This window comes from Planomonospora algeriensis (assembly GCF_977012225.1).
Map to the genome: position 1 here is coordinate 1 of NZ_CDRNDK010001116.1, position 424 is coordinate 424.

The window sequence follows — 424 nt, forward strand, 5'->3', positions numbered from 1 at the left end:
GGCGCGTCCGGCGCGTCCGGCGCGTCCGGGCGGGCCGCGAGGGTGTGCGCGGCGGGCAGGTCGCAGAAGCGCACCGGCACGCCCGCCTCGGTCGCGTAGCGGATCGCCTGCCATTCCGGGGAGAAGACGGCGAACGGCCAGAACGCCGCCTTCGACGGCTCGCCCGGCACGTGCGCCAGCAGCGCCACCGGCGGCCGCAGGTCGGGGTCCCGCGCCAGGTCCACGAGCCCGTCGGCCTCCGGCGGGCCCTCGATGAGCACGACGTCGGGCTTCAGCCGCTCCAGCTCCGCGCGCAGGGAGCGCGCCGAGCCCGGCCCGTGGTGCCGTACGCCGAGGACGTGCACGTTCATCGCTCGCCTCCTGTCGTGATGCGGACCGCCGGGGTGCCCGGCCCGCCGGCGCTCCCGGGGCGGCCCGGGAGCGC

Annotated in this window: 1 protein-coding gene; it reads right to left on the bottom strand. The window is 79.0% G+C overall.

Going from position 1 to position 424, the window contains the following annotated elements:
• The coding region (locus tag ACWJ6R_RS38080) for a DUF5682 family protein (RefSeq protein WP_449066814.1) at positions 1-350 on the bottom strand (350 nt) is incomplete at its 3' end.
• Positions 351-424 lie beyond the last annotated feature (74 nt).